The following is a 21,706-nucleotide window of genomic DNA, read 5'->3' on the forward strand; positions in this document are numbered from 1 at the left end:
CATCAGGCGCAGGAGTCGTCGTGGAACGCCCACAGGGCGCGTTTGCGGGCGTACTCGGCGACCGTCCAGATGAGGTGTTGGCCGCGGTAACAGGACAGGTCCTCGGGGCCGTGGGAAATGGTGCGGTGGGTGACACGGCCCCAGTCGCGTCGGTCGCGGATGGTGCTGAGGAGTCTGCCGCGCTTCGTGCCGTGGCCCTGGGTGAACCACCAGTGTCCGCGCGTCCTGACTCCGCCCTGGATCCTGTCGCCGGGGAGGGTGTCGGACCAGTCGGCGTGGACGACACCGGGCCCCGACAGCGCCCCGAGGGGCCAGGTGACGACGCGTCCGCGCGAATCCTTCGGGAGACACCACTCGCCCGCGATGAGGGTGTGGCGAAGGAGGGTGCGGTCGACCCCGAGCCAGGACATGCGCAGCGGGCCGGAGCCCGCGCATCTGGGGCCCGGCCAGCCGTGGGCGAAGATCCAGCCGCCCGTCTGCGGCATGACGAAGCGGTGGCCGTGGGCGTAGTACTTGTCGCCGTGGAGGCCGACCCGGTCGGGGTGGCCGGTCGAGCCCGCCCTGCTGCCGTTCAGGTCGTAGATCTGCCGCGTGTCGAATTCGCGGATGCCGTGGTGGGTGTCGGCGATGTACAGCTTGTCGCCGTACCAGACGATGCCCCCGGCGTGGATGTCGATGTCGGAGTAGGTCGGCCGTCCGCGCCTCATCGTCGGCTGGACGAGCAGGACATGCCGGTACGCGCCCCGGTCGGGGGCGACGAACGTGAGCTTGATGCGGCCGCTGTCGTGCCAGGACACCAGGAGGGGCCGTCCGCCGCCGCTCAACCGTTCGGTCGCCGTCGCGTCCGAGACGCTCGTGACGCCCTGTGGCAGCCAGGTCCTGGTCTCGGTGTCGGCCTTGTTGAAGCAGAGCACGCGGGCGCCCGGGGGTACGGCGGCCGGTTCGCCGCAGCCGCGGCCGAGCCCGCGGTGCCCGGACGAGCCGAGCAGCGCGTTGACGTCGATCCGGCGGAGTCTGCCGTCGAGGGCACGCAAGGGGACGCTTCGGTCGGGGCCGCGGTGCAGGTCGAACTGGCGGAGGCCCGGTGCCGGTGGGGGCGTGGGCGCCGCGTGGGCGACGTCCGGCGTGAGCACTGCCAGCTGGACGGTCACGGCGAGCGCCGCGACGTCCCTGCGGCGAACCCCCGTCGCCGTACGCTGCGAGATGATCACATTCCGCAACGTAACCCGGCCGGACGTCGCCGTCGGCAACGACATGACCTCGGAAAAGGCAACTTAGTTTTCGGTGATCATGGCGCCGGAGCGGGGAACGGGGAACCGTCGTTCTCGTACGCGGGTCATGGGCGGGGCGGCCCTGGGATGCCCGCCCCGCCCATGAGATCAGATCAGCGCAGCTCGCAGGAACCGGTGTCGGACTTCGACCGGTCGCTCTCCGAGGTGGCCGTCAGTTGGAGGGTCGCGAGGCGGTTGGCGCCCGGGTCGGGCTTCGCCCACACCTCGACCTTCGTCGCGGCCCCCGCCTGGGCGGTGGCCAGTTCGTTCGGCAGCCAGGTCTTCCAGCCGCCGCCCGCGACGGCGGCCTTGAGCCGGAACACGTCGGAGCCGTAGTGGCCGGTGCCGCCCTTGCCCGTGTTCTGGAGCGTCAGCGTGCACTTCTTCCAACCCGCGGGGGTCTGCTCGGCCTTGCCGTCGTCGAGCTGCACGCCGCGCTGCTGCGACCCGGCGCCGTCCAGGGACCGGACGCCGACCGTGTAGGAGAGGATGCCCTTCGCGTCACGCTGGACGTCGAGGACGTAGAAGTGCAGCCGGTTGGCCTGGTCGACGTACTCGTACTCGCTGCCCGAGCCGGTTCCCGCGTGGTACAGGGAGTCCGACAGTTGGCGGTAGTCGCCGATCGTCATCTTCACCGGGGTGCCGTCCGGCAGGACGAAGTCGACCTTGTCGATGTCCTGCGGGTTGGCGTCCTTGACCCAGATGAACGGGGCGTCGTCCTGGTTCTTGGTCTTCGCCAGCAGGACACCGGAGTCCGGAGTGAAGGAGTCGGTGCCCATCCGGTCCACGACTTCGAGGGTGTAATTCTCGTAGCCGCCGCCGTCGCACAGCGGGTCGGTGCGGGCGTCGCACCTCGGGCTCTTGTCGCCGCCGGAGCCGAGTTTCAGGTTGATGCCCGAGAGACCGCCCTGACCGGGCTGGACGGCGCGGGCCGTGACCTTCGCGACCGCCATGCCGGACGAGGCGAGCCCGTCGCGGGTGAGCTGGAGCACGTGGTTCGGGTCGACGATGTTCAGCTTCAACTTGTTGCGCAGCATGTGCTGGGCGCCCATGGACGCGCCGCCGGTCGCCGGGATCGTCCAGCGGCTGTGCGGTCCGCCGGGCCCGTTGAAGGTGCCACGGCTCAGCATCTCCCACGGCCCGCTGTAGGCGCGGCGCGGCGGGTCGCCGTACGGGTTGTTGTAGTTGTCGCCGATGCCGAGAATGTGGCTGAACTCATGGGCGAACACCGACATGCCGGAGCTTTCGGCCTGGGTGGACGACTCGCCGGGGACGGCGTTCGGCCAGATCGTGGAACCGGCCTGCCAGGACGTCCAGGGGACGTACCGGGTCCGCACCCAGTTGGTGAGCCTGGAGTCGCCCGGCCCCCACTCCCTCGGCACCTTCTCCTTCGTGCCGAACTTCATCTCGCCGAACTCCTGCCAGGTGGACGACTCGTCCTGCCCGGCGCTGAGGTAGAAGACGAAGTCGAACCTGTTCGCCGTCTCCGAACCGACGTCGGCGACCCACGCCGCCCGCGCGTCCTTGCGCAGGTCCCGGTTGCACGTGTCGCCCGCGGGACAGCCCGTCCCGCCCTGCATGCTGTCCACGCCGTACTCGTGGTCCTTGGCGGGCATCTTGTACGCGCCGAACGCCGTAAGGTTCACGCCGTACCGGCCGCCCGAGTCCTCCATCCAGTACTCGTGGAGGGTGTGGCCGTGGTTGAGGGCCTGCGGCTTGTTGAGGAAGTCCTGGTAGAACTTCGCGACCTGGGAGCGCGGCACGTCCCCGACCTGGACGGGGTTACCGAAGATCGTGGAGTTCTTCGGCTGGGTCACGGCGAACGGCTGGTTGGAGTAGTCGACGAGCACCACCGCGCCGTTGAAGTTGCGCACCGACCCCTTCCGGGCCGGGTCGGCCCAGGTCGTGCCCGGGATCTGCGTGTAGTCGTCCCACGTCATCGTGTCGGGGAGCTCGTAGTTCTGCGGGTCGATGGGTTTCGGCTCACCGGGCGCGAAGCGGCGGGGGGAGGCCTGAGTCTCCTGCCACGGCTGTGTCTGCGGCCAGTGCCGCATCTGCCACGGGTTGGCGGTCGGTTTCGGGATCGGGGGCGTCGGCTGAGCGACGGCCGGGAGGGCCGCGAGTCCCACGACCAGCGCCACCGCCGCCGCGGGCACCAACAGCATCTTCTTGGCGGGCATGTCTCCCCTACCTCTGGTGGGTTGCGGGAGAAAAGTAGAGAAAGGGGGATACGTCCGGCTACGGCCGACTTAGCCGATCTATCACTGTTTGCCCTGGCATGTCGGACACTGAACCCAGGTCAGGCCGGTCGGCGGACGGGGCGTCGAGCGGCCGACCGATCAGCCGGGACAGCACGATCGCCGTCTTCGTCGCCGTGATGTTGTCCTCGCGGCGCAGCCGTTCGAGGGTCTGCTCCAAATGCTGGATGTCGCGGGCCCGCACATGCACCAGGGCGCTGGCGTCACCGCTGATCGTGTACGCCGCGACGACCTCCGGATGGCCCCGGACGCTTGAGTGGATCTCCTCGGGGGACGTCGCACCCGTGCAGAAGATCTCGATGAAGGCCTCGGTCGTCCAGCCGAGCGCGGCGGGGTCGACGACGGCGGCGAAGCCGTTGATGACGCCGTCCGCGCGGAGCCGGTCGACGCGCCGCTTCACCGCCGGGGCCGACAGCCCGACCTCGGCGCCGATCTGCGCGTACGAGGCACGACCGTCTTCCAGGAGGCATGCAACGATCCGCCGGTCCAGCTCATCAAGACGCAACAAACAACACCCCCTAAGTCGGTTTTTGTCATTGGTCGACGGTCGATCCCGAACATACGCTGGATATGGACCGGCGGCCACCTGCCCCGCCCGGCCCCTTCCCTCCGACACCGGATCGCCGTCCGGTGTCCCCGCCATGCCCGGACCCGTCCGGCCCCGGGCCGAGCCGTGAAGGAGCGTCGTGACGCCGACCCAAAGACTGCGAGCCCTGTCAGACGAGCACAGCGCGCACAACTACCACCCGCTCCCGATCGTGGTCGCCGAGGCGGAGGGCGTGTGGATCACCGATGTCGAGGGGCGCCGGTACCTCGACATGCTCGCCGCGTACTCGGCCGTCAACTTCGGGCACCGCAACCCGCGCCTCACCGCGGCCGCCAAACGGCAGATGGACCGCGTGACGCTGGTGAGCCGCGCGTTCGACCACGACAACTTCGGGCCGTTCGTCACCGAACTGGCCGAACTGTGCCGCAAGGACATGGTCCTGCCGATGAACAGCGGCGCCGAGGGCGTCGAGACCGCGCTGAAGACGGCGCGCAAGTGGGGGTACGAGGTCAAGGGCGTCCCGGCGAACCAGGCGAACATCGTCACCTTCGAGGGCAACTTCCACGGCCGTACCACCACGATCGTCAGCTTCTCCACCGACGCCGATGCCAAGGACGACTACGGTCCCTACACGCCTGGGTTCCGCACCGTTCCGTACGGGGACGTCGAGGCGCTCAAGGCCGCGATGGACGGCTCCACCGTCGGCGTGCTGATCGAACCGATCCAGGGCGAGGCCGGAGTGAACGTCCCGCCGAGCGGGTTCCTGCGCGCGGTCCGGGACCTGTGCACCGCGAACGACACTTTGATGATCGCGGACGAGATCCAGTCGGGTCTCGGCCGCACCGGCGCCACGTTCGCCTGCGAGCACGAGGACGTCGTCCCCGACATCTACATCCTCGGCAAGGCGCTCGGCGGCGGGATCGTCCCGGTGTCCGCCGTCGTCGCGGACGCGGACGTTCTCGGCGTCTTCCGGCCGGGCCAGCACGGCTCCACGTTCGGCGGCAACCCGCTCGCCTGCGCCATCGGCCGTGAGGTCGTCGCGATGCTGAAGACCGGGGAATACCAGGAACGTTCCAGGACACTCGGCGCGCACATGCACGAACGGCTCGCCCGGCTGCCCGCCGGCACGGCGCGCGAGATCCGCGGTCGCGGCCTGTGGGCGGGCGTGGAACTCCACGGGAAGGCGCGTCCGGTCAGCGAACGCCTGATGGACCTCGGTGTCCTCGTCAAGGAGACCCACGAGACCACGCTGCGCCTCGCCCCGCCCCTGATCATCGAGCGCGACGACCTCGACTGGGCCCTCGACCAACTCGAAACGGCCCTCAAGGGCTGAGCCCCCTCCGCGGCGCTCTGGTCAGGGCCGTTTCGGTCAGGGCAAACCCGAGTCTCACCCAAGGAGTGGTCTGCGGCCCGCGCGGCGCGGCCCGCGGGGTCCGCGGCGGCGGCACGGTGGGCGCATGCTGCGGATCAGGAATAGGCGCCGGGTGTTCGTCGGATGCGGAGCGTTGGCGTTGGGCGCCCTGCTGCTGCTCGGGGGCGGCCTGTACCTGTTGCAGCGCGCGTACGACGGGGACGTGAAGCGCCTCGCGGGGGCGCTGCCGACCGGGGCCGGACGACCCTCGTCCAGCGGACGCGGCGAGAACTGGCTGCTGATCGGGTCCGACCGGCGGGAGGACCAGCCGTCGATGGGCGCCCGCGCCGACGCGATCATGCTGGTGCACCTGTCCGGGCGCGGCGATCGGGTGTCGGTCATCGGCATTCCCCGCGACGGCTGGGTGCCCGTCCCCGGACACGGCACCACGAAGATCAACGCGGCGTTCGCGTACGGCGGGCCGCCGCTGCTGATCCGGACCGTGGAGCAGCTCACGCGGGTGCGCGTCGACCACTACGCCGCGCTCGACTTCAACGGGTTCGTGGAGATGACGGACGCGCTCGGCGGGGTCGACGTGACGATCATCGAGCGGACCCACGACCCGAAGCACAACCGCACCTGGCAGCCGGGACGCCAGCATCTGGACGGCGTCGAGGCGCTGGACTTCGTCCGGCAGCGCTGGAACCTCCCGAACGGCGACCTCGACCGGATCAAGCGGCAGCAGGCGTTCCTGCACGCCCTCGCCGACAAAGCGCTCGACACCCGCAATCCCATCAAGATCGACCGGTTCGTGCGGGCGGCGTCGCGTTCGGTGACCGTGGACGAGACGGTGTCGTCCGGCACACTGCGCGGGCTGGCGACCCGGCTGCTGCGGACATCGATGATGGAGTACCTCACCGCGCCCGTGGCGGGCGTGGCCAAGCGGGGCGACCAGAGCGTCGTCCTCTTGGCCGACAACGGGGTGAAGGAGCTGTTCACGGCCGTGCGCGATGACCGTGTCGGCGAGTACATGACGCGCAAGGGCAAGGCCAACTCGGTCGATGCCGTCCACTGAGCCGGAATATTCAGGGCCACCTGGGTGACATGTCCAACAACAGAATGATGTGACGGATCCGTCCGGACGGATTAGTCTAAGTGGACTAATCGCTCCCGAGCCGGAAGCCGCCCCGATGTCCCGACCGCTCACCCCGCTCGCGCTGACCGTGCTGCGCATGCTGTGCGACGGGCCCATGCACCCGTACGAGATGCGCCAGCGCATCCGCGACCACGCCTACGACCAAGCCGTGAAGATCACCCACGGCGCGCTCTACCACTCGGTGGAGCGGCTCGCCGCGGCGGGCCTGATCGAGCCGCTGGAGACCAGCCGCGAGGGGCGGCGGCCCGAGCGCACCGTCTACACGATCACCGCCGCCGGACGGGACGCCGCCAACTTCCGGCTCGGTGAGCTGCTGGCCCGGCCCACCGCGGAGTTCCCGCTGTTCGGCACGGCCCTGGCGTTCCTCAACCTGTTGCCGGAGCAGGAGGTGGCGCGGCAGCTCCGGCACCGCGCCGTCGTCCTGGAGGCGAAGCTCGCCGGGCATCAGACGGCGAACGAGGCGCTGCTGAAGTCCGGGTTGGAACGCTACAAGCTCCTCGACCACGAATGGTCGATCGCGCGGGTCCGCGCCGAGCTCGACTTCGTCCGCGCGCTGGCCGACGACCTGGAGTCCGGCCGCGTCACCTGGAACGACGACGGGGAGTCGGCTCGGCGTCCCGCGATGCCCGCCCCTTACCGCACCGGCCACGACACCACCGAAGACGACCCGACCGAGACGGCCCGGGAGGCCACATGAGCAGATGGCGCGGCAATCCCTGGGCGATCCTGCTGACGCTGTCGCTCGGTTTCTTCATGACACTGCTCGACCTGACGATCGTCAACATCGCGATCCCCAGCATGATCGACAAGCTGGACGCGTCGCTGGACCAGGCGCTGTGGGTCGTCAACGCCTATGTCCTGGTGCTGGCCGTCCTGCTGATCACCGCGGGCCGACTCGGTGACCTGTGGGGCAAGAAGAACCTGTTCATCGCCGGTGTCGTGGTGTTCACGCTGTCCAGCCTGGCGTGCGGCCTCGCGCAGGACCCGTCCCAGCTGATCGCCGCCCGTGCCGTGCAGGGGTTCGGCGCCGCGCTGCTGATGCCGCAGACCTTGTCGATCATCATCGGGGTGTTCCCGCCGGAGCGGCGCGGCACCGCCCTCGGCGTCTGGGGCGCGGTCGCCGGGGTGTCCACCATCACCGGGCCGACGCTCGGCGGGCTGCTGGTCACCCATCTCGACTGGCGGTGGATCTTCTTCGTGAACCTGCCGATCGGCCTGCTCGTGCTGGTCATGGCAGTGCCGATCCTGCCGGGCGAACGGTCCGGCGTCCGGCACCGGTTCGACCTGCTCGGCGTGCTGCTGGCCTCCGCCGCCCTGTTCTGTCTGACGTTCGCGCTCACCGAGGGCCAGAAGCACCAGTGGAACGCGACGATCTGGGGACTGATCGCCGCGGGCGTCGCGCTGCTCCTGGTGTTCGTGGCGTACCAGCGCACCCGGCAGGACGCGGAGCCGCTCGTGCCGTTCTCGCTGTTCCGGGACCGCAACTTCACGATCCTCAGCCTCGTCGGCGCCGCCGTGTCGGTCGGCATGGTCGGCATGATCCTGCCGTTGACGATCTACCTCCAGTCGGTGCTGGCCTTCAGCGCGCTGAAGGCGGGACTCGTGCTCGCGCCGTCCTCGGTCATGTCGATGTTCCTCGCGCCCGTCGCCGGGCGCCTGTCCGACCGTTTCGGCGGCAAGTACATTCTGATGACGGGGCTCACCCTCTACGCCGCCGGGATGCTGTGGGTCGCGACCGTCGCCGAGGTCGGCACGAACTGGACCGCGTTCGTCGTCCCGCTCGCCATCGCGGGCGTCGGCATCGGCTGCGTGTTCGCGCCGATGGCGACCGAGGCCACCCGGCACGTCCCGCCCCGGCTCGCGGGCGCCGCGTCCGGCGTCAACAACACCGTCCGGCAGGTCGGCTCCGTGCTCGGCGCCGCCGCGGTCGGCGCCGTCCTGCAGAACCGGCTGGCGTCGTCGCTGCGGGACGAGGCGACCACGCGCGCGTCGGCCCTTCCGGAGGACGTGCGCACCGGCTTCGTGCGGGGCTTCGCGGACGCGGGGAAGGGCGGTCTGGAGGTCGGCGCCGGGCAGACCGGCACGAAGGAACAGCTCCCTGCCGGCATCCCGCCGGACGTGGCGCAGCGCGTCCACGAACTGGCCGCACAGGTGTTCTCGCACGGCTTCGTGCACGCCATGAAGCCGGCGATGCTGCTCCCGATCGGCGTCATGTTCCTCAGCGCCCTGGCCTGCCTGACCCTGCGGGGCCGCCGGGCCGGGCCGCCCGCGGGCGTCGACGCGGAACCGGAGCACATCACGACCTGAGGGGACGCGCGGGCCGCTACCGTTCGATGCGGCCCGCGCGGCCGAGGAGCCACTGCCCCGAAGGCCCGGACGGGCGGACGCACAGCACCCCGAGCACGGCCGCGGTCAGACCGCCGATGATGTAGACGTACCCGGCGTAGTTGGTCCTGTCGCTGAGTTCCGCGGGCATGGCCAGGTCGCCGCCGGGGCCCCCGCTCGACAGGACGAAGACGACGATCACCCACGCGACCGTGATGACGACGGGACCGGTGCGGCCGCCCATCCCCCACCCGGCCAGCCACACCGCCGCGAACAGCACCAGAACGAGCACGATCGACGCGACCGGGACCCGCTCCACGCTCCACATTTGGACGAACGAGCCGACCACGCCGTACAGGGCGCCGAACAGCCCGAGGACCGCGTAGGCGGCCCCGGTCACCACCGCGTCGGACGCGGCGGCGTTCCCCGGACCGCTCGGCGGCCCGCCCGGCGAGGGCTCGCCGTCCGCGGAGAGCCGCTGTTTGGCGAGGCTCACCCGGGTTTCGTCGTTGTCGTCCACAAACCTCAGGCTACCGGGACCCGTCCCCGGCGCCCGCCGGTCGACCGAGTTCCACCGGCAGGCCCGCGAACAGGTCCTGCTCGCGGCGACCGGGCCCGACCGGGCCGCGCTCACCGACCTGCAGGATGAAGTACTCCGTACCGAACGCCTGCTGGCCCAGGTTGTTCGACAGCGCGAAGAACGGCCCGATCTGCTCGGGCGCCACGACGATCTGCGTGCGGTGGGCGCGCAGCGCGGCGAGCTTGGCGGGCAGGTGGGCACGGGCGTCCACGACCGTGGTGACCTGACCGTCCGGCACACCGGAGCCGAGCTCGTCGAGCCCGGCGACGCGCGCGAACGGCAGCTTCGCCTCCCGCATCACCGCGATCGCGCGGGCGAGGACGGTCCGGGGCGTGGCGTAGGCGTAGAACTTGGCGACCCGCCACGGCTCGGCCCCGTCCTCGTAGGACGGGTCGGCCGCCAGCTCGAACGCCCGCCGGGTCACGCGGTGCGCCTGGATGTGGTCGGGGTGACCGTAGTTGCCGCGCTCGTCATAGGTGACGATCACCTGCGGGCGGACCTCGCGGATGACGGCGGCGAGGTGCGGCGCCGCCGCGCCGACGTCCGCGCGCCAGAAGCAGCGCGGATCGTCGTTCGTGGGCGCGCCCATCATTCCCGAGTCGCGCCAGCGTCCCGGGCCGCCGAGGAAGCGGTGGTCGCCGACGCCGAGCGCGTCGCACGCCGCGGCGAGTTCGCCGATGCGGTGTTCGCCGAGGCGGTCCTCCTTGTCCGAGGCCAGGTGGCGCAGGTCCTCGGGGATGACCTCACCCTCCTCGCCGAGCGTGCAGGTGACCAGACAGACGTGGGCTCCCTCGGCGGCGTACTTGGCCATGGTCGCCCCGGTCCCGATTGACTCGTCGTCCGGATGGGCGTGGACGAACAGGATCCGCGGCTCCTTCATAGGAAACGAGCCTACTCAGAGCGCGGGGCGGCGTGGATGACCGCCCTGCCCGGCGGCGAACTCCCCGGTCAGGGAACGCTGCCCGGAGGCGGGTCCTCGCCGCCTCCACCCTCACCGCCGCCGTCGGGCGGCGACTGGGTGGGTGTGGTCGGCGTGGTCGGCGGGGTCGGGGTGTCGGTGTCCGGCGGCGGTGTCTCGTCCTGGGTCGGCGGGGTCGGGGTGTCGGTGTCCGGCGGCGGTGTGTTCTGCCGCGTCCGCGTGGGGGTCGGCGTCGGCTCCTCTTCCTCCTCGGTCGTCGGCGACTCGGAGACCGTTTCAGAGTCGGTGACCGACGGCGAGACGGGCGTGGTCGGCGAGTTGTCGCCGCGGTTGGCCATGGCCACGCCCACGACCACCGCCAGCACGACGATGGCGGCGATGGCCACGAAGATCGGCAGTTTGGACTTGCGCTCCGGCTCCCAGTCGTCGTAGCGGGCGCGTCCCGCACCGTGCGGGGGGCCGGCCGGCGGCACCTGTCCGGTGTACTCGGCGGGCGACACACGGCGGGTCGCGCCGCCGGGCGGCGACGCGGCCGCCATCATCCCGGCGCCGGCGACACCGCCCGCCGCGATCGTGGAGCCCTCCGCGAGCATCGTGGTGGCCTGCGCGGGGTCGTCCATGCGGGTCTGCCCGGCGCCGCCCGGACCGCTCCCGATCAACGCCATCATGATCTGCTGGGCGGTCGGCCGCCGCTCCGGCTCCTTGACCAGGCACGCCGCGATCAACCGGTGCAGATCGGCCGGCAGGCCCTCCAGCACCGGCGGCTCGTGCATCACCCGGTTGATCACCGCGACGACGGTGTCGTCGCCGAAGGGCGGGCGCCCGGTCGCGGCGAACACCATCGTGGTGGCCCACGCCCACACGTCCACCGCCTCGGTGAGCGTGGCGCCCGCCACCTGCTCGGGCGCCATGTAGGACGGGGTGCCGATCGCCTTGGTCGCGTTGGTCTGGCCCGCGTCGAAGGCCCGCGCGATGCCGAAGTCGATGACCCGTGGCCCGTCCGGCGCCATGATCACGTTGTGCGGTTTGAAGTCGCGGTGCACGATGCCGGCCTGGTGGATCGCGACCAGCGCCGTCGCGGTGCCGATCGCGAGCCGCTCCAGCGCCGCGCCCGCGATCGGCCCGCTGTCGGTGACCTGCTTGTACAGCGAGGGTCCCGGCACGTACTCACTGGCGATGTAGGGCTGGTCGCCCGCGACGTCGGCCTCCAGGACCTGCGCGGTGCAGAACCGCGCCACCTGCTTGGCGGCCTGCGCCTCCCGGACGAACCGGTTGCGCGCCATCGCGTCGGCGGCCAGGTCGGCGCGCAGCAGCTTGATGGCGGCCTTGTTCCCGGAGGCGTCGATTCCGGCGTAGACGACGCCCTGGCCGCCCTCGCCGAGCCGTTCGACGATCTCGTACGAGCCAAGCCGCCGGGGATCTCCCGGCTGCAGCTCCGGCATTGACCACTCCTCAACCCGCGATGACCGATGTGCTTGGGGAAGCCTTGAGCTTACGCGAGCCCGGACTCGGGCACGTGACATTCCCGGCCCACCCGGGCGACGACCCGTGATCACAGGGGGAGGTGGCGTCCGTGCGCCGCAGCCGCGCACCGTCCTGCCGCCGGGAAAGCCGCGGCTGGCAGACTCGGATGCCATGAGCATCAGCTATCCGCGGCAGAGCGCCCGCACGCGACGGTTCAGTCTCGGCGTCCCGCGCGCCTTCCAGATCGCGCCGGACGAGTCCCGGGTCGCGTTCCTGCGGACCAGGGCGGGCGACGACCCGGTCACCTGCCTGTGGACGCTGGACACCGCCACCGGGGAGGAGCGGTGCGTCGCCGACCCGGCGGCGCTGGACGTCCCCGGCGAGGAGAACCTGCCCGCGGAGGAGCGGGCCCGCCGCGAACGCGCCCGGGAGCAGGCGGGCGGCATCGTCGGCTACGCCACCGACCGGGCCGTGCGGCAGGCCGCGTTCACCCTCGGCGGGCGCCTCTACGTCGCCGACCTCGACACCGGGCTGGTCCGCGAACTGCCGGCGCAGGCGCCGGTGTTCGACGCGCGCCCCGACCCGGCGGGCCGCCGGATCGCCTACGTGTCGGGCCGGACGCTGCGGCTCATCGAGATGGACGGCACCGGCGACCGGGCCCTCGTCCAGCCCGAGTCCGAGCAGGTCTCCTATGGTCTCGCCGAGTTCGTCGCGGCGGAGGAGATGAACCGCATGCGCGGCTACTGGTGGTCGCCGGACGGCGGCACGCTGCTGGCCGCCCGTGTGGACGAGACGCCCGTGCTGCGCTGGCACATCGCCGACCCTGCCAACCCGCAGTCGCCGCCCACCGAGATCGCCTACCCTGCGGCGGGCACCCCGAACGCGCTGGTGTCGCTGGTGCTGTTCAAGGTCGACGACGAGCGGCCGGACGCCCGCAAGGCCGTGGCGTGGGACCGCGGCGAGTTCCCCTACGTCGTCACGGCGGGCTGGGACCGGCACGGGCTGCTGATCGTCGTCCAGCCGCGCGACCAGCGGTCCCAGCGGGTGCTGAGCGTCGATCCGGCGAGTGGCGAGACGACCCTCCTGTACACCGACCACGATCCGGTGTGGACCGACATCGTGCCCGGACTGCCCGCCAGGACGAACGCCGGCGACCTCGTCTGGGTCACCGAGGACCGGGAGACCGGCACGCGGCGGCTCACCGTCGCCGGGGTGCCCGTCACGCCCGGTGGCCTCCAGGTCAGGTCGGTCCTCGGCGTGAACGGCGCGTCGATCCTGTTCACCGCGTCCGAGGAGCCCACCGAGATCCACCTGTACTCCTGGGCCGGTGGGCAGGTCGCCCGACACACCGAGGGGCAGGGCGTCTTCGGCGGCACCGCCTGCGGCGAGACCACGGTGGTGACGGGCGCGCGGCTGGACCGTCCCGGCACGGAGATCGAGGTGCGGACGCCGTCCGGCACCCATCCGGTCGTGTCGCTCGCCGAGACACCGGTGATCACCCCGCGGGTGGAGCTGCTGCGGTCCGGGGACCGGGAGATCCGCACGGCGGTGCTGCTGCCCACGCAGTGGCGGAGCGGCGACGGTCGGCTGCCCGTCCTCATGGACCCCTACGGCGGGCCGCACGCGCAGCGCGTCCTCGCCGTGCAGCGCGCCTACTACGAGGCGCAGTGGCTCGCCGACCAGGGCTTCGCCGTCGTGATCGCCGACGGTCGCGGCACCCCCGGACGGGGCCCGGACTGGGACCGCGCCGTCCACGGCGACTTCGTCGAACCCGTCCTGGAAGACCAGATCACCGCGCTGATCGAGGCGGCGCGGCGGCATCCCGACGCGTTCGACCTCGACCGTGTCGGCATCCGCGGCTGGTCGTTCGGCGGCTGGCTCGCGGCCCTCGCGGTGCTGCGCCGCCCGGACGTGTTCCACGCGGGCGTCGCCGGCGCCCCGGTCACGGACTGGCGCCTGTACGACACCCACTACACCGAGCGCTACCTGGGGCATCCCGACGAGGAGCCGGAGAACTACGCCGCCAACTCCCTCATCGAGATGGCGGGCGAGCTGAAACGCCCGTTGATGCTCATTCACGGGCTGGCGGACGACAACGTGGTGGCGGCGCACACGCTCCGCCTGTCGTCGGCGCTGCTGGCGGCGGGACGGCCGCACACCGTCCTGCCCCTGTCGGGCGTCACCCACATGACCCCGCAGGAGATCGTCGCGGAGAACCTGATGCACCTCCAGGTCGACTTCCTCAAGACGTCCCTGGCCCGCTGAGCGGAGACGGGCCGCCGGCGCGGCGGCCCGTCAGTTCTCCCGGTCCAGCTCCCGACCCGACTTCTCCGGGCCCGGCCTCTCCGGGGCGACGGCCGCGAGGAACGCGTCGGCGAACAGGTCGACGGTCGCGTCCACGGTGGGCATCTCCGGCCCGAACAGGGGCTCCAGCGTCGGGCGGAGCAGCATGTGCATCGCGAGCGGCCCGACCAGCAGTTGCGCGAGGATCGGCACGGGAAGCGGCTTGAACCGCCCGGTCCGGGCCTGCTCGGAGAGCCAGACGCCGAGGCTGCCGAGCACTCTCGGCAGTACCGCGCGGCTCCACACCTGACGTCCGGGCCCGGCGGGGCGGGCCAGGACGTCGGCCATCACGGCGGGGAACACGCTCCGTTCCCGGACGAACCCGCGCGCGAAGGTGCGCAGTACCGCCCGTACCGTTTCCTCGGGGGTGGCCGGAGGGTCCGCCATCAGGGCCTCCAGATCGTTCAGCGGCAGGTACCGCTCGAACACCGCGGCCAGCAGGCCGTCCCGGCCCTGGAAGACGGCGTGCAGGCTGGGCAGCGAGCACCCGGCCTCGGCGGCGACGGCCTCCAGCGTCACGGTGGCGAGCCCGTGCCGGCCGATGATCGACGCGGCGGCGGCGACGGCACGGTCGCGGACCGGCAGGCCACCGGGGTCGACCCCCGCGGCGCGGACCGCCTCGTCCAGGGTCCGTCTGGTCCCCTTGAGCCGCCGGACGAGGGTGCTGCGTGACACGCCCGCGGCCTCGGCGAGCACGGACAGCGGCACGTCGGCGACGTTCACGCCACGCTCCCCCGCCACCCGGATCGCGGTCTTCACCAGGTCGTCCGGCACGTCCGTGTCCGGCTGCCCGTCCCGCTGCCCGTCTTTGGCCCTGTCCTTGTCCATGGCCCCCTCCACCAGCACGGCTGTACTCCACTATAGGTTTGGTCTATCGTGATTCCATCACGTGGCCAATTCTCGGGGAACGCCCCGGCCGGCTCCCCTGGAGCCGTTCGGGCGCGCCACCGCGGAACGGAGGCTCACCCATGTGGGCGATGATCGTCAAGGAGTTCCTGGAACTGCGCAGGGACCGGCGCACGATGGCAATGATCATCGTGTTGCCGCTGGTACTGCTGGTGGTGTTCGGATACGCGGCCAGCTTCAACGTGAACGACATGTCCACCCGGGTCGTCGGGCCGCGGGCGGACCAGGTCGCCGCGGAGCTGCGCGGGCCCTTCGACGTCGAGGGAGTTGATCCCGCGGCGGACGAGGCCGCCGCCCGCGACATGCTCAGAGACGGCGACGCCGACGTCGTCGTGGTGACCGGGGCGGGTCCCAGCACCGCCCTGGTGGACGGGTCCCGACTGTTCTCCGCCAAGGCCGCGGTGGCCGCGGCGGCGGAGAGCGACGGGCGGCTCCGGCCGCACGTCCTCTTCAACCCCGACCTGAAGACGTCCTGGGTGATGGTCCCGGCGCTGATCGGCATGATCCTCACCTTCATCGGCACGATCATCACCAGCATCGGGCTGGTGCGCGAGCGGCAGGCGGGGACGCTGGAACAGCTCGCGGTCATGCCGTTCCGCCCGTCCGACGTGATCGTCGGGAAGATCGCGCCGTACTTCGTGCTGGCGGCCGTGGACATGGTCATCGTCGCGGTGGTCGGCTCTCTGCTGTTCGGGGTGCCCTTCAACGGGTCGCCGCTCGTCTTCGTCGTGGGCGGCGCGCTGTTCCTGTTCACCGTCCTCGGCATCGGGGTGCTGATCTCGACGGTGTCACAGAACCAGGGGCAGGCCACCCAACTCGCGCTGATGACGATGCTCCCGCAGCTCCTCCTCTCCGGAATGATCTTCCCGCTGGAGTCGATGGCCGCGGGCGTGCGCTGGATCGGCTACCTGCTCCCGCTGACCTACTTCATCCAGATCGCCAACGGCACCATGTTGCGCGCCGCGCCGATCTCCGCGCAGTGGGTGCCGCTGGTCGTGCTGGCGGGCATGGCGACGCTCGTGTTCACCGCCGCCGTCCTGCGCTTCCGCCGCGATCTGGCGCCACGGCAGCGGGCGACGCCGCCGTCCGGTCCGGAGCGCTCCGCGCCGCTGGCGGGCGCGCGATGAGCCGCGGCGGGAAGTGGGGAGCGTGGGACCTGACCGTCGCCCATACCGCCGGACGCCGTCGCCACCTGGCGCTGGACGAGGTGACCCTGGAGGTCCCGGCGGGGCAGGTCGCCGCCGTCGTCGGCGGTGACGGCGCGGGCAAGACCACGCTGCTGCGCTGCCTCACCGGCGCGGTCCGGCCGCGTTCGGGCCGGGTCGCCGCACCGTCGCGGCGCGAGATCGGGTACATGCCGGCCGCGACCGGCGTGTGGCGCGACCTGACCGTCGCGGAGAACATGGAGTTCGTGGGTTCCGCCCACGGCATCCGCGGCAAGGAGCTCCGGCGGCGCCGCGACGCGCTCCTGGAGCCCGCCGGGCTCGCGCACGTCCTGGGCAGGCGGGCGGGGAACCTGTCCGGCGGGATGCTGCACAAGCTGGCGTTCTCGGCGGCGATGCTGCACCGGCCGCGGCTGCTCCTGCTGGACGAGCCGAGCACCGGGATCGACCCGGTCAGCCGAATCGACCTGTGGCGGCTGATCAGCCAGACCGCCGTCGAGGGCACCGCGGTCGCGCTCGCCACCACCTACCTGGACGAGGCCGAGCGCTGCGCCACCGTGCTGGTGCTGGACGCGGGACGCGCCCTGCGGTCCGGCACGCCCGACGAGGTCATCGCCGGCGTTCCCGGCACGATCACCGCCGTCCGTACGCCACCCGACCCTGAGCTGGCCTGGCGGCGCGGACGGATCTTCCACGCCTGGCATCCCGGACCGCCGGGGCCGGACGAACGGCCGATCGCCCCCGACATGGAGGACGCCGTGGTCGCCGCCGCGCTGCACGCCCGGCACGCGGCCCATGACAACGAGAGGGGGCACCGGTGAGCGGACCGCTCGCCCACGCCGACGGGGTCACCCGCCGCTTCGGCGACTTCACCGCCGTCGACGACGTGACGATGACCGTCGAGGCCGGTGAGATCGTCGGGCTGCTGGGCGCCAACGGCGCCGGCAAGACCACCCTGATCAGGATGCTGCTGGGGCTCGTGCTCCCGTCCGAGGGGACGATCCGGCTGTTCGGGCGCCCGCCGTCCCGCGAGACCCGCGTCCGGCTGGGCTACGTCCCGCAGGGCCTCGGCCTGTACACCGACCTGACCGCCGTGGAGAACCTCGACTTCGTCGCGCACGCCTTCGACCGCGAGAACCGGCCCGAGACGTCGGAAAAGGCGTCGAAGGTGGCGTCGGAGGCGGACGGACGGCTCGTCGCCGACATCGGGCTCGGTCTCCAGCGCCGGTTGGCGTTCGAGGCGGCCCTCGGCCACGAGCCCGGCCTGCTGATCCTCGACGAGCCGACGTCGGGTGTGGACCCGCTGTCGCGGACCCGGCTGTGGGACACCGTCCACGTCCAGGCCGAGCGGGGCGTCGGCGTGCTCGTCACCACGCACTACATGCAGGAGGCGCAGCAGTGCGACCGGCTGGTACTGATGTCGCGCGGACGGCAGGTCGCGGCCGGAACCGACGCCGACATCATCGGCTCCACCACCGCCGCCGAGGTCGATCCGGCCGCCGACTGGTCGCGCGCCTTCGCCGTGCTCGACGCGGCCGGGCTGCCCGTCACCCTCGCGGGCCGGCGCGTCCGCGTCGCGGACACGCCGCCGGAGCGGGTGCGGGCCGTGCTGGCCGCCGCGGGCGTCGCGGCCGGGGTCCGCTCGGTGCCCGCCACCCTGGAGGAGAAAATGATCATCATCGAGCGGGCGGCGGCGTCCGGGCCGTCCGCGCCGGTCGCCCCCGCGCGCACCGCCTCCACATGACGCGGTGACCCGCGCCCCCGACCGGAACCGCGCGGCACGGCGGACGCGGTCAGCCGCCGTGCCACGACCTCCAGAGCGCCGCGTACGAGCCGTTCGCGGCGATGAGCTCGTCGTGGGTGCCGAGTTCGGTGACGCGGCCGTCCTCCACCACGGCGACGCGGTCGGCGTCGTGCGCGGTGTGGAGGCGGTGGGCGATCGCGACGACGGTCCGGCCGTCGAGGACGGCGGCGAGCGACCGTTCCAGACGCCGGGCCGCACGCGGGTCGAGCAGCGACGTCGCCTCGTCCAGGACCAGCGTGTGCGGGTCGGCGAGGACGAGCCGCGCCAGCGCGAGCTGTTGCGCCTGCGCGGGCGACAGCGTCTCGCCGCCGGAGCCGACGACGGTGGACAGCCCCGGGCCGTCCCAGTCGACCGCCGCGAGGACCCGTTCGATGTCGGCGTCGGACGCTCCCGGCCGCGCCATCACGAGGTTCTCGCGGAGCGTGCCGCGGAACACGTGATGCTCCTGCGTGACCAGGGCGACATGGCCGCGCAGCTCGTCCAGCGGCAGTTCGACCAGCGGCACCCCGCCGCCGTCCCCGCCCTCGGTGCCGCCGAGGGTCACGGTGCCGGCGCGCGGGCCGTCCACGCCCGCGAGCAGGCGGCCGAGCGTCGACTTGCCCGCGCCGCTCGGCCCCACCATCGCGAGCCGTTCACCCGGGCGCAGGTCGAGGTCGACGCCGTGCAGGACGTCCCGGCCCGGACGGTACGCGTAGCGGACGTCCCGCGCCGCCAGCCGCTCCCCCTCCGGCCGCCGCCCGTTCGGCGTACGGTCCGGCGGAACGTTGCCGACCCCGAGAAGGCGGGCGAGGGACGCGCCGCCGAGCTGGAGTTCGTCCAGCCAGGACAGCAGCGTGTTCATCGGCTCGATGAGCAGCTGCGCGTACAGGGTCGCGGCGGTCACCTGCGCGAGCGACGCCATCCCGTTGATGTAAAGGAGGCCGCCGACCACCAGGGTCGCCACGACCGGCAGCACGAACCCCAGCTCGGCGATGGGGAACAGCACCGTGCGCAGCCGCAGCGTGTACCGCTCCGCCTTGTAGGAGTTCGCGATGTCGGCGTCGCCGCGGGCGTGGCGCCGCTCGGCGAGGCCGAGCGCCTCGACGGTCCTGGCGCCCTGGACGGTCTCGGTCAGCCCGTCCGCGATCCGCGACCACGACTCGTTCTCCCGCAGGTAGCCGCCCCGCGCGCGGGGCAGGTACCAGCGCATCACCGCCCACAGGACCGGGATCGAGATCAGCGCGGGCAGCGCGACGAGCGGGCCGGTCAGCAGCAGCGCGCCGACCGTGCACCCGGCGACGACGAACGCGACCAGGGTCTCCGGCATCGCGTACCGGACGGACGTGCCGAGCGTGTCCACGTCCCGGGACGCGCGGGTCACCAGGTCACCGGTGCCCGCCCGTTCGACCCGCGACAGCGGCAGCGCCAGGACGCGGTCGACGAACTCCTCCCGCAACTCCGCCAGGACCTTCTCGCCCAGCCGCGCGGACGCGAAGTAGGCGTACCTGGTCAGGACCCCCTGAACGATGACGAACGCGGCGATGGCGAGGCCGATGGTGTCGACATCGGCGCGGCCGTCGCGGACGTCCTCGACGAGCGCGCCGAGCAGCCGCGGCGTCACCAGGCCCGTCACGGCGGCCAGGGCGTGCAGGGCCAGCACCCCGGCGAGGTCGCGCGGATGCCGGACGGCGAGCCGCCGCGCGTACGCGCGCACCTGCGCGGTCGTCGCGACCGGAAGTGCCTCGGCGCTCACGTTCCCGCCCTCTCCGCGGCGTCCGCCGCCTCTCCCCTGGTCACGGTGGCCGCGTAGCGCGGCTCGGTCGTCAGCAGGTCGCGGTGCGCGCCCTCCGCCACGACCCGGCCGTCCTGGACGAAGGCGACATGGTCGGCGCGGTCCAGGATCAGCGGGCTGGTCGTGCACACCACGGTGGTGCGTCCCGCGCGCGCCGGGCCGAGGCGGTAGGCGATGCGCGCCTCGGTGTGTGCGTCCACGGCGCTGGTGGGCTCCACGAGGACGAGGACGTCCGGGTCGGCGGCGAGGGCACGGGCGAGGCGGAGCCGCTGCTGCTGCCCGCCGGAGAACTCCCGTCCGGCCTCGGCGACATGCGCGTCCAGCCCGGAGGACGCGACGACGTCCTCGGCGCACGCGGCGTGGATCGCCGCCTCCAGCACGGCCCGGTCCGCGTCCGGGTCACCGTCCGGTGCCAGGGACTCGGCCAGCGACCCGGAGAACAGCCGGTCCTCGTTCACGGCCACGAGGATCCGCTTCCGGACGTCCGCGACATCCTGCAGCGCGGCGCCGCCGAAGTCGACCTCGCCGGGCGTCCACCGGCCGAGCCGGTCGGCGATCGCCTGCGCGTCGCGCGGCTCGGCCGCCGCCACCGCCGTGATCCGTCCGGACCGTACGACCAGCCCGGACTCCAGGTCGACCAGGTCGGTGTCGGCGTCCGGACGGGCCGTCCCGGTGTCCCGCAGTTCGGGGTCGAGGTCCAGCAGCGTGGTGATCCGGCCCGCCGCCACCAACCCCTTGGTGATCTTGCCCGCGGCCTCGCCGAGGGTCTTCAGCGGGACGATCAAAAACACCGCGTAGCCGTAGAAGGCGACCAGCTCGCCCACGCCGATCGTGCCGTTCACGGCGAACCTGGCGCCGACCCAGGTCACCAGCGCGATGAGCAGCCCGGGGAGCAGCACCTCGGCGCCGCTCAGCCGCGTCTCGGCCCGCGCCGCCGCCGTGCCCGCCGCGCGCACCCGTTGCGACTCGGCGCGGTACCGGCCGGAGAACAGCGCCTCGCCGCCGATGCCGCGCAGCACCCGCAGACCCGCGACCACGTCGGTGGCGTGGGTGCTCAGCTCGCCGACCAGCTCGCGGTGTTCGAGTTCCCGGTCCCGGTAGGGGCGCAGCAGCGGCGCCGCGAGGGCGAGGATCAGCGGGACGCCGACCAGCACGATCAGGCCGAGCGGCGGTGAGGTCGACAGCAGGATGCCCGCGACGACGACGATCGCGACGACGGCGCCCGACCCCCGGGCGACGATGTCGAGGGTGTCGCCGATGTGGGCGACGTCCGTCAGGCCGACACTGACCACCTCGCCCGCGCTCAGCCGTTTCGGCAGCGTGCCGCCGAGCCGGGTGGCCTGCCGGGTGACGAGCTGGAGCGTCCGGTACGCGGAGGCCAGCCAGTTGTACACGGCGCACCGATGCCGGAGGACGCCCGTCACGGCCTGCACGACACCGAGGACGAGCAGCACGCCGCCCCAGGCGAGCAGCGCGCGCTCGTCCTTCGCCACGATGCCGTCGCCGATGGCCCGGCCGATCGCGGCGGGCATCAGCGCCTGACTGAGCATCCAGAGCACGCCGAGCAGCGCACCCGCGGCGCTGCTGCGCCACTGGACGCGCAGCAGCCACAGCAGGTAGCGCGCTGGAGATCGATGGTCGGCGCCGTCAGGATCTTTCACGGGCAACGACTTCACTGGCGAAGGTTATGCGGCTGATCGTCCGGACTTCGACTGGTTTTTCGGCGTGGAACCTCGGTTACGGACAGTCCGCAACCACTACTCTGGATGCGCGCTGGGGGTGCGCGGTGCGGTGGGGACACGCTAAGGTCGGATCGACGGAGCGTCGCTCCACCGCTCCATGAGCCGG

17 protein-coding genes are annotated in these 21,706 nt (G+C 72.2%); 8 read left to right on the forward strand and 9 right to left on the reverse strand.

The features are described 5' to 3' along the window. Nucleotides 1-2 precede the first annotated feature (2 nt). The 3 genes from BZB76_RS23375 to BZB76_RS23385 form a co-directional block, all read right to left on the reverse strand. Nucleotides 3-1,211, reverse strand: a complete 1,209-nt coding sequence (locus BZB76_RS23375) for a hypothetical protein (protein WP_121436547.1) — start codon at nt 1,209-1,211, stop codon at nt 3-5. A 173-nt stretch (nt 1,212-1,384) separates the two neighbouring features. After that, nucleotides 1,385-3,451: a M6 family metalloprotease domain-containing protein gene (locus BZB76_RS23380; protein ID WP_246007137.1), complete on the reverse strand. Its 2,067-nt coding sequence runs from the start codon at nt 3,449-3,451 to the stop codon at nt 1,385-1,387. Between the two features lie 58 nt (nt 3,452-3,509). Next, nucleotides 3,510-4,034: an Lrp/AsnC family transcriptional regulator gene (locus tag BZB76_RS23385; protein ID WP_121436548.1), complete on the reverse strand. Its 525-nt coding sequence runs from the start codon at nt 4,032-4,034 to the stop codon at nt 3,510-3,512. 181 nt (nt 4,035-4,215) lie between these two features. Between BZB76_RS23385 and rocD the strand changes: the two genes are divergently transcribed. The 4 genes from rocD (at nt 4,216) to BZB76_RS23405 (ending at nt 8,890) form a co-directional block, all read left to right on the forward strand. Then, complete coding sequence (rocD, locus tag BZB76_RS23390; RefSeq protein WP_121436549.1) at nt 4,216-5,409, forward strand: ornithine--oxo-acid transaminase; 1,194 nt, start codon at nt 4,216-4,218, stop codon at nt 5,407-5,409. A 124-nt stretch (nt 5,410-5,533) separates the two neighbouring features. After that, a complete protein-coding gene (locus BZB76_RS23395) occupies nt 5,534-6,502 on the forward strand; it encodes an LCP family protein (RefSeq protein WP_121436550.1) in 969 nt (322 codons plus the stop codon). A gap of 115 nt (nt 6,503-6,617) precedes the next feature. Continuing rightward, nucleotides 6,618-7,280 carry a PadR family transcriptional regulator gene (locus tag BZB76_RS23400; RefSeq protein WP_121436551.1) on the forward strand — a complete coding sequence of 221 codons (663 nt, stop codon included), beginning with the start codon at nt 6,618-6,620 and terminating at the stop codon, nt 7,278-7,280. Beyond that, nucleotides 7,277-8,890, forward strand: coding sequence for a DHA2 family efflux MFS transporter permease subunit (locus BZB76_RS23405; protein ID WP_121436552.1), 1,614 nt, complete (start codon nt 7,277-7,279; stop codon nt 8,888-8,890). Before BZB76_RS23400 ends, BZB76_RS23405 begins: the two co-directional genes overlap by 4 nt. Before the next feature lie 16 nt (nt 8,891-8,906). On the opposite strand, the gene BZB76_RS23410 is transcribed toward BZB76_RS23405, so the two are convergent. From BZB76_RS23410 to BZB76_RS23420, 3 genes are all read right to left on the reverse strand, one after another. Beyond that, complete coding sequence (locus tag BZB76_RS23410) at nt 8,907-9,428, reverse strand: DUF6113 family protein (protein WP_121436553.1); 522 nt, start codon at nt 9,426-9,428, stop codon at nt 8,907-8,909. A gap of 10 nt (nt 9,429-9,438) precedes the next feature. Continuing rightward, nucleotides 9,439-10,368: an N-acetyl-1-D-myo-inositol-2-amino-2-deoxy-alpha-D-glucopyranoside deacetylase gene (mshB, locus tag BZB76_RS23415; protein WP_121436554.1), complete on the reverse strand. Its 930-nt coding sequence runs from the start codon at nt 10,366-10,368 to the stop codon at nt 9,439-9,441. 68 nt (nt 10,369-10,436) lie between these two features. Then, nucleotides 10,437-11,849 (reverse strand): serine/threonine-protein kinase, encoded by a 1,413-nt coding sequence (locus BZB76_RS23420; RefSeq protein WP_121436555.1) that lies wholly within the window; start codon nt 11,847-11,849, stop codon nt 10,437-10,439. Between the two features lie 193 nt (nt 11,850-12,042). On the opposite strand from BZB76_RS23420, the gene BZB76_RS23425 reads away from it, so the two are divergent. Further along, nucleotides 12,043-14,136 carry a S9 family peptidase gene (locus tag BZB76_RS23425; protein WP_121436556.1) on the forward strand — a complete coding sequence of 698 codons (2,094 nt, stop codon included), beginning with the start codon at nt 12,043-12,045 and terminating at the stop codon, nt 14,134-14,136. A gap of 30 nt (nt 14,137-14,166) precedes the next feature. Here BZB76_RS23425 and BZB76_RS23430 read toward each other — a convergent pair whose 3' ends face one another. Next, on the reverse strand, nt 14,167-15,042 hold the full coding sequence (locus tag BZB76_RS23430; RefSeq protein WP_121436888.1) for a TetR family transcriptional regulator: 876 nt from the start codon (nt 15,040-15,042) through the stop codon (nt 14,167-14,169). A gap of 140 nt (nt 15,043-15,182) precedes the next feature. Here BZB76_RS23430 and BZB76_RS23435 point away from each other — a divergent pair, with 140 nt between their 5' ends. From BZB76_RS23435 to BZB76_RS23445, 3 genes are read left to right on the forward strand one after another with little or no spacing between them, the layout of a single operon-like run. After that, entirely contained in the window at nt 15,183-16,247 is a 1,065-nt protein-coding gene (locus BZB76_RS23435) for an ABC transporter permease (RefSeq protein ID WP_121436557.1), read from the forward strand. After that, complete coding sequence (locus BZB76_RS23440) at nt 16,244-17,104, forward strand: ABC transporter ATP-binding protein (protein ID WP_121436558.1); 861 nt, start codon at nt 16,244-16,246, stop codon at nt 17,102-17,104. Before BZB76_RS23435 ends, BZB76_RS23440 begins: the two co-directional genes overlap by 4 nt. After that, a complete protein-coding gene (locus tag BZB76_RS23445; protein WP_211343148.1) occupies nt 17,101-18,027 on the forward strand; it encodes an ABC transporter ATP-binding protein in 927 nt (308 codons plus the stop codon). Before BZB76_RS23440 ends, BZB76_RS23445 begins: the two co-directional genes overlap by 4 nt. 49 nt (nt 18,028-18,076) lie before the next feature. Here the strand turns inward: BZB76_RS23445 and BZB76_RS23450 are convergent, their stop codons facing one another. Then, entirely contained in the window at nt 18,077-19,819 is a 1,743-nt protein-coding gene (locus BZB76_RS23450; RefSeq protein ID WP_121436559.1) for an ABC transporter ATP-binding protein, read from the reverse strand. After that, complete coding sequence (locus BZB76_RS23455; protein ID WP_246007138.1) at nt 19,816-21,519, reverse strand: ABC transporter transmembrane domain-containing protein; 1,704 nt, start codon at nt 21,517-21,519, stop codon at nt 19,816-19,818. Before BZB76_RS23455 ends, BZB76_RS23450 begins: the two co-directional genes overlap by 4 nt. Between the last annotated feature and the right edge of the window lie 187 nt (nt 21,520-21,706).

The organism is Actinomadura pelletieri DSM 43383 (genome assembly GCF_003634705.1).
Lineage (GTDB): Bacteria > Actinomycetota > Actinomycetes > Streptosporangiales > Streptosporangiaceae > Spirillospora > Spirillospora pelletieri.